This is a genomic window from Herbaspirillum sp. GW821-FHT09A12 (genome assembly GCF_059418325.1).
Genome location: NZ_JBWKPR010000025.1, coordinates 1 through 7,562 on the forward strand (window position 1 = coordinate 1; position 7,562 = coordinate 7,562).

Genomic DNA, 7,562 nt, shown 5'->3' on the forward strand with positions numbered 1-7,562 from the left:
CACGTGTTACCTATGTCTCAGGTCTATACAGCGAAGCAAAGAAAGTGAGCGGCTGCCGGGCCGCCCCCGGCGCTCCCTTCCGACCGGAGAAAGATAGGAATTAAGCCGGTACATCTGCACGAAGCAAGACCAGACTACCCACTAAGCCCTCAACATCCCCCAAGCCAACCGCACCAACTCATCCTCAAACTGCCGCGTCCCCAACAACGGCGATTCCTCCAGCGAAGCGCTGCGTATTGCCCCCATCACCGCCCGGGTAAGCACAAAAATCCCCGCCGCATTCGGCACCCGAATCCCCGGCGACTCCACCTGCGCCAACGCCACCGCGATATGCTCGGCCCCTTCACGCATGGCCTGCATGATGTTCTCATGATGGTCCATGCGCCACGCCAGCCGTATCAACGACCGCTTGAACGGCCCGCCGGCGCCGAAGGCTGCGACCAGCACCCGGATCCGTTCGCGGATGATGCGCTCGGGATCGGCCCCTTCCGCCAGCGACCTGACCAGCATCTGCTGCATCTCATCCATCACCTTGCGCCGCCCGCGGTGGATCATCGCCAGCAGGATCGCCTCCTTGGTGGGAAAGTACTGGTACAGGGTGCCGATGGAAAAACCGGCCCGCTCGGCGATCTTGTTGGTGGTCAGTTGCGCCTCGCCTTGTTCATCGACGATCTGAGCGGTGGCATCGAAAATGGTCTCGATAGTGCGCTGCGCGCGGTCCTGCACCGGCTGCTTGCGCATGGCCTGTGCGGCTTCCGGCGGTTTTTTCTTGCGGGAAAGTGCCATGATGGAAAACTGAGCCCGAAACGAGTTGAGCGTGGACGGCTAAAACTGAATAATGCTCATATTCGTCCACCGCAGCAAGCCGACATCATGCCCCTCCCCGTCATCGACCTTCCCGTGCGCAAACTCGCCGTCGACCTCGCATCCGGCTTCGCGCGCCACTGGCATGGCGGCGACGCCTACCGCAGCATGCATTTCAACGCCCTGTCGATGAGCTTTCCGGTGGGCGAACAATTCTTCATCGACTCGGTGCGCAGCGGCGCCGCCACCCTGCCCGACGACGATGCCCACGCACCGTTGCACAAGCTGGTCGCGCAGTTCATCGGCCAGGAGGCGACCCACCGCCACCTGCACGGCTTGTACAACCGCCACCTGGAGCGGCAGAACCTGCGCAACCGCTGGCAAGGCTGGGCCCGGCGCCGCGTCGACTGGAGCATCGCCTGCGGCCTCTCGCCGCTCAACCTGGTGGCGGTCACCGCCGCCTACGAACACCTCACCGCCGTCTTCGCCGATGCCCTGCTGCGCCACGGCTGGATGGACGGCGCCGACGAGCAGATGCAGATACTGTGGCACTGGCATGCTGCGGAAGAGACCGAACACAAGGCGGTGGCCTTCGACCTCTACCGCGCCATGGGCGGCGGCAACCTGCGCCGCATCGTCTGGTATCTCTACGTGTTTTGCATCTTCTCGCTGGAGAGCAGCGTGCAAACGCTGCTCAACCTGAAGCGCGACGGCAGCCTGCTGCGGCCCCGCACCTGGATCTCGGCCCTGGGCTTCTGGTGCGGCCGCAATGGCCAGCTGCGCCGCTGCAGCATGCCGCTGCTGCATTACCTGCGCCCCGGCTTCCACCCGGACCACGACGACAACCGCGCCGTCGCCGCACAATGGCTGGCGCAAAACAGCAACCGCTGGAGCCGCGTGAACAAATGACGCGGTCCGACGTCATGGCGCGCAACCTCATGGAGGACGCGCCCAAGTGGAGGCCGCCGGTGTAAACGGCGCACCGGTTTTTATGGCCTGTTTTTATGATCTGTTAACGCTGCGCACGCAAAGTTTTACCCGGATTAAACGCCGCCTTGCCTAAGCTGAAAGCTCCTCAACCCGTGGAGCTTCCAGCATGAACCGCAAGACACAACAAGAACAGCAACCCCGCTTCCCGCGACACGCGCCGCTGGGCCGTCGCCGCCTGCGCAACGCGCAATTGGCCGGCCTGGCGACGCTGGCCGCCGCCGGCGCGCTGCTGGCCATCGCCGTGATCGCGCCGGCGCAGGCCGCCGAAAACGCAGACGCCACCGCCACCTCGCCGCTGCACCTGAACGGCAACCTCGGCGTGGTCAGCCAGTACGTCTTCCGCGGCACCACCCAGACCAACGCCAAGCCGGCCCTGCAAGGCGGCTTCGACCTCACGCACGACAACGGCCTGTACGCCGGCATCTGGATGTCCAACGTCAGCTGGATCTCCGACGCCAACCCGGCCGCCTCGGCCAGCCTGGAAGCCGACCTCTACGCCGGCTGGAAGCCGGCGATCAGCGACTGGCTCAACGCCGACATCGGCGTGCTGCACTACGCCTATCCCGGCAGCTATCCGGGCGGCATGACCAGGCCCGACACCACCGAAATCTACGCCGGACTGGATGCCAAATGGATCGCCTTCAAGTACTCATACAGCACCGGCAACACCTTCGGCAATGCCGACACCAGCGGCAGCAGCTATGCCGACCTGTCGGTGAACCATGAACTGTTCGCCGGCATCAGCGGCATCGCCCATATCGGCCGCCAACGCTATACCGGCCCGAATTCCCCGGCACTGTCCTATACCGACTGGAAACTCGGCCTCACGCGCGACTTCTCCGGCTACGTATTGGGCCTGGCCTATACCGATACCAACACCTCGGACGCCGGCTACACCATCCGCAGCAAGAACATCGGCAGCAGCCAGCTGGTGCTGTCGATGAACAAGGCGTTTTGAATTTGAGAGGCCGGCACCAGGATTCCCATCATGCGTACCCCAAGTCCCCCAAGGCTGCACCGGCTCTCCCCGCGCCACCTCTTCCTGCGTACCGGCCACCGTCGCCACTACCGCTGCGCACTGGCCGCGCTGCTGGTCTTCATCGCCTGCGCCGGCCTGTTGCCGCTGGCCCAGGCGGTCGTCCCCTATCGCTCTCCTGACGACTACGGCCCCTCGCCGCAGGCGCAACAGCATCGCGGCGACTGCCGCCGCCAGGTGCTGCAGGCGCTGGACGGAAAGATAGAAAGCGAGGATTTCGTCGCCCGCACCGACCGCGAATATTTCCGCTACACGGTGCGCAAGGATCTGCGCGAGATCATGTTCATCTGCGATGCGCGTACCGGGGAGATACGCAGGCAGATCGATATATGGGGGGATCTTTAGGTTCCTTCCGCACAAACGGCAAGAAACCGGCGGGTAGACAAAACGGGGAACTGGCGGCAAGATGCGGCATCGTTTCCAACCCGGGCCGCCCCGCATGCAAACCGACTACAGCGTCATTCTCCAGTGGATCTATCTGTTCAATTCCCTGGCCTTGATCCACCTGGCCTTCAGGCAGGTGATGAAGCGCCGCAAGGGCCGGCAGCTGGACCAGCAGATCAAGGCGGCATCGGTCGGCCAATGGGTCGGCGCCGCGCCCGATGCGCTGGTTCGCCAGCTCGGCACGCCGGCCAGCCAGGGCAAGCCCGATCATGACCAGGGCAGCGATGTCTGGCAGGGCGACCGCCATGTCCTGGAAGCCTTCTATCGCGACGGCAAATGCACCGGGATCGAAGCGCGCCAGCATGCCGGCGACCTGTTCCCCAATCTCAACACCTACTTCAACTGCGCCGTGCTGGCCGCATTGGCATGTTCATGGAAATTCCTGGCGGCGCAAAGCGGCGCGCAAGACGCCGGTGAAACGCTGCCGGTCCCGGCCGCGGCCAGGCAGTATGCGGTCAACTTCGTGCTGTTCCTGCTGGGCGCCTGGGTCGTCTCTTTCGGCTTGAAGCGCCACCAGTTGCTGCTCTGCGCCGGCTGCATCGTCATGCTCGTGCTGAGCCTGCCCCTGATCGACTGGCCGTAAGAACCCGCTGCAAGAACAGCTTCATTCCCCCGCCACTTCTGCCAGCCGATATCCCACCCCGATCTCGGTCAGGATATGCACCGGCTGCGCCGCATCCCGCTCCAGCTTCTGGCGCAGGCGCTGCATGTAGATGCGCAGGTAATGATGGTCTTCCGCATGCGAAGGCCCCCAGCCGGCCACCAGCAATTGCCGGTGCGTGATCACGCGGCCGGCATCGCGCAACAAGGTCGCCAGCAGCCGGTATTCGATCTGCGTCAGGTGCAGCGCCTCGCCGTTGCGGGTGACGCTGCGCGCCGGCAAGTCGACCAGCACCTCCCCCATGCGGTAGCGGCCGCTGGCCTTTCCTTCGCCGGCGGCGCGCGCATGGCGGCGCAGCTGGGCGCGCATGCGGGCCAGCAGCTCGGGCATGCCGAAGGGCTTGACCAGGTAGTCGTCGGCGCCGGCGTCGAGCGCTTCGACCTTTTCCGACTCCTGTGTCCGGGCCGACAGGATGACGATGGGCACGCCGCTCCAGCCGCGGATCTCGGTGATGACTTGCTTGCCGTCGAGGTCGGGCAGGCCGAGGTCGAGGATGACCAGGTCGGGCTTGCGGGTGCCGGCTTCGGTCACGCCTTCGCGCGCGGTCCTGGCCTCGTGGACGATGAAGCCTTCCTGCTCCAGCGCGCTTTTGACCAGCTTGCGGATATGCGGGTCGTCTTCGATGAATACGATGTTGCCTGCGTGTTCCTGCATGTTCTTGTCCTCATTCCTCGGGTAGCGCCGGCTGCACTTCCACTGGCAGGGTAAAGCAGACCGTTGCGCCCGGCCCGGCCTCCTGCGGCGCGATCCATATCCGGCCCTGGTGGGCTTCGACGATGGCGCGGCAAATCGCCAGGCCCAGGCCGACGCCGGGCGTGCTCGACTCATTGTCGCCGCGCGTGAACTTCTCGAACGCGTGTTGCGCCATCGCCGGCGGAAATCCCCGGCCATGGTCGGATACGCTCACCTTGACCTGTTCGCCGCTTTCCGTCGCCTCGACATGGGCGGCGATAGCAATGCCGCTGCCCGGCGGCGAGTACTTGATGGCATTCTCCACCAGGTTGGCGAATACCCGCTCCAGCAGCACCGCATCGACCCGCAGCAGCGGCAGGTCGGCCGGCAGGCGGGTTTCCACCGGGCGGCCTTCGAGCGCCTTGGACAACAAGCGCAGCGCCGAGCCGGCCACTTCCTCCAGCGCGTTCCACTGGCGGTTCAGCGTCACCACGCCAGCCTGCAGGCGCGCCATGTCGAGCAGGTTGTTCATCAGGCCGACCATCTTCTGCGACTGTTCGCCGATGGTGCGCGCCATGGCGCGGGCATCCTCGTCCAGCCGGGGATTGGCGGCCAGCACATCGGCGCTGCCGACCAATGAGGTCAGCGGCGTGCGCAGGTCGTGCGAGATGGCCGACAGCAGCGAGTTGCGCAGGCGCTCGGACTCCATGCTCACCAGCGCGTCCTGCGCCACTTCGGCATAGTGCAGGCGCTCGATCGCCATGGCGATCTGCGAACAGAAGATCTCCAGCATCTGGCGGTTTTCAGGCAATGCCAGCTGGGCGGCGGCGAGCTGGCGCTCTTCATCATTCGCGCCTTCGATGGCGAACGCCAGCACGCCGCGCGTGCGCATGGTGGCGGTCAGCGGCAGGTACAGCGCGGCGGCCGAAGGCAACGTGGCGGTGCCCTTGCCGGCCGGCTGGCCATTGTCGTAGACCCATTGCGCCACGCCGGCGTCCACGCTCTTGAGCACATGGGCGCCGCCCGCTTCCTGCGTCGGCTCGGCCGGGCGCAACTGGTTGGCGCTGTCGGGCAAGAAGAAGGCAATCCGCGCGCCGAACACCGCGGCCAGATGGCGGCGGCCGATCTCCAGGATCTGGTCCAGCGTCAGCAGCGCCGACAATTCCTTGCCCAGCATGTACAGGTTGGAGGCGCGCGCCTCGCGCTGCATGGCCACGCGCGCCTGGCGCCGCAGGCGGGCGGTGAGCGAACTGATGAACAGCGACACCGCCAGCATCACGACCAGCGTCAGCAGGTATTGCGCGTCCGATACCGAAATCGAAAAGCGCGGCGCGACAAAGAAGAAATCGAAGGACAGCACCGACAGCACCGACACCAGCGCCGAGGCCGAGCGGCCATAGCGCATCGCCACCAGCATCACGCCCACCAGGTACAGCATGATGACGTTGGCCGGATGCAGGAAGTCGTTGAGCACGAAAGCCAGCGCCGTGGTGACGGCGCAGCTGACCACCGCCCAGGCATAGCCGCGCGTGCGGCGGCGGCGCGTGAGCAAGGATTCGGCGGCGCTGGCGGCGCTGTCATCGCGGCCGGCATCCTCGCCGCGGACATCATGCCGGGCACGCGGGCGCGCCACGGCATAGATGTCGAGTTCTTCGCCCATGGCGGCGATACGCTGCGACAGCGAACCGCCGGGGCGGCGCAACAGCCGGCGCCAGCCGCCGCGTTGCTGCCCCACTACCAGCTTGCCGGCGTTGCGCGCGCGGGCGAACTGCAGCAGCGCCGCGGCCAGGTCGTCGCCGCTGATGCTGGCGGTTTCCGCCCCCAGCGATTGCGCCAGCTTGAGATAAGCGACCACGCGTTCGCGCCCGGCCATTGCGCGGCGGCTGTTGGCCAGGTCGACATGCACCGCCAGCCATTCGGCCTGCAGCTTGGCCGCCAGGCGCGCCGCCTCGCGGATCAGGCGCTCCTCGCCGGCGCCGCTGCCGACGGCCACCACGATGCGCTCGCGCGCCTGCCATAGCTGGGCGATGGAGCGGTCGGCACGGTACTCGCGCATGTCGGCGTCGACGCGGTCGGCGGTGCGGCGCAGGGCGATCTCGCGCAGCGCGATCAGGTTGCCCTTGCGGAAGAAATTGCGCCCGGCCTTCTCGGCCTGCTGCGGCAGGTAGACCTTGCCCTGCTTCAGGCGCGCCAGCAGCTCGTCGGGCGGGATATCGACCAGCATGACGTCGTCGGCCTGGTCGAACACGTGATCGGGCACGGTCTCGAACACGCGGATGCCGGTGATCTGGCCGACCACGTCGTTGAGGCTTTCTATGTGCTGGACGTTGAGGGTGGTGTAGACGTCGATGCCGGCGCGCAGCAGTTCATCGATGTCCTGCCAGCGTTTGGCATGGCGCGAGCCGGGCACGTTGGAATGCGCCAGTTCGTCCACCAGCATGACCTGCGGCTTGCGTTGCAAGGCGGCGTCGAGATCGAATTCGGGCAACTGGCGGTCGCGGTAAGCCACCATCTTCATCGGCAAGCGCTCGATCCCCGCCAGTTGCGCCTCGGTCTCGGCACGGCCGTGGGTCTCGACTACCCCGGCGACCACGTCGATGCCTTGCGCGCGCAGCACCTGGGCCGCCTCCAGCATGGCGAAGGTCTTGCCCACCCCGGCCGAAAAGCCGAAAAACACCTTCAGACGACCGCGGGCCTGGCGGTCTTCTTCGCGCATTACGCGTTCGAGCAGGTCGTCTGGGTTGGGGCGGGTGGTCATTTTTGATGGGCGTTTTGGAGCATTGTAGTTGGTTCTTTGGGGTTGTTTTGGATTGTTCTGGGTAGTCTGGTCTTGCTGCTGGTCGATGTACTGGCTTTATGCTTTTCTTTCTTCGGTCGCAGCGGAGCGCCGGGGGCGGCCCGGCAGCCGCTCACTTTTCTTGTCTCGCCAAGAAAAGTAAGCCAAAGAAGGCGACC

General features: G+C 65.7%; 8 protein-coding genes and 1 pseudogene. 4 read left to right on the forward strand and 5 right to left on the reverse strand.

Features of this window, described 5'->3' with window-relative positions:
* Positions 1-141: 141 nt before the first annotated feature.
* Complete coding sequence (locus AC07N6_RS24155; protein WP_494783853.1) at positions 142-741, reverse strand: TetR/AcrR family transcriptional regulator; 600 nt, start codon at positions 739-741, stop codon at positions 142-144.
* A 132-nt stretch (positions 742-873) separates the two neighbouring features.
* Here AC07N6_RS24155 and AC07N6_RS24160 point away from each other — a divergent pair, with 132 nt between their 5' ends.
* The 4 genes from AC07N6_RS24160 to AC07N6_RS24175 all read left to right on the forward strand — a co-directional run bounded on the left by AC07N6_RS24160 (position 874) and on the right by AC07N6_RS24175 (position 3,857).
* A complete protein-coding gene (locus tag AC07N6_RS24160) occupies positions 874-1,713 on the forward strand; it encodes a metal-dependent hydrolase (RefSeq protein ID WP_494783852.1) in 840 nt (279 codons plus the stop codon).
* A gap of 187 nt (positions 1,714-1,900) precedes the next feature.
* Positions 1,901-2,752: a TorF family putative porin gene (locus AC07N6_RS24165; protein WP_494783851.1), complete on the forward strand. Its 852-nt coding sequence runs from the start codon at positions 1,901-1,903 to the stop codon at positions 2,750-2,752.
* A 30-nt stretch (positions 2,753-2,782) separates the two neighbouring features.
* On the forward strand, positions 2,783-3,175 hold the full coding sequence (locus tag AC07N6_RS24170) for a hypothetical protein (protein WP_494783850.1): 393 nt from the start codon (positions 2,783-2,785) through the stop codon (positions 3,173-3,175).
* Positions 3,176-3,269: 94 nt separating this feature from the next.
* Positions 3,270-3,857 (forward strand): hypothetical protein, encoded by a 588-nt coding sequence (locus AC07N6_RS24175; RefSeq protein ID WP_494783849.1) that lies wholly within the window; start codon positions 3,270-3,272, stop codon positions 3,855-3,857.
* A gap of 21 nt (positions 3,858-3,878) precedes the next feature.
* Here the strand turns inward: AC07N6_RS24175 and AC07N6_RS24180 are convergent, their stop codons facing one another.
* The 4 genes and pseudogenes from AC07N6_RS24180 to AC07N6_RS24195 form a co-directional block, all read right to left on the reverse strand.
* A complete protein-coding gene (locus AC07N6_RS24180) occupies positions 3,879-4,589 on the reverse strand; it encodes a response regulator (RefSeq protein WP_494783848.1) in 711 nt (236 codons plus the stop codon).
* Positions 4,590-4,599: 10 nt separating this feature from the next.
* Positions 4,600-5,139: an ATP-binding protein gene (locus AC07N6_RS24185; RefSeq protein WP_494786289.1), complete on the reverse strand. Its 540-nt coding sequence runs from the start codon at positions 5,137-5,139 to the stop codon at positions 4,600-4,602.
* Positions 5,113-7,365, reverse strand: a pseudogene (locus tag AC07N6_RS24190) (DUF4118 domain-containing protein); the annotation flags it as partial. The pseudogene AC07N6_RS24190 and the gene AC07N6_RS24185, both read right to left, overlap by 27 nt.
* Positions 7,362-7,562, reverse strand: a 201-nt coding sequence (locus AC07N6_RS24195) for a hypothetical protein (protein WP_494783847.1), incomplete at its 5' end; no start/stop codon positions are given. The gene AC07N6_RS24195 and the pseudogene AC07N6_RS24190, both read right to left, overlap by 4 nt.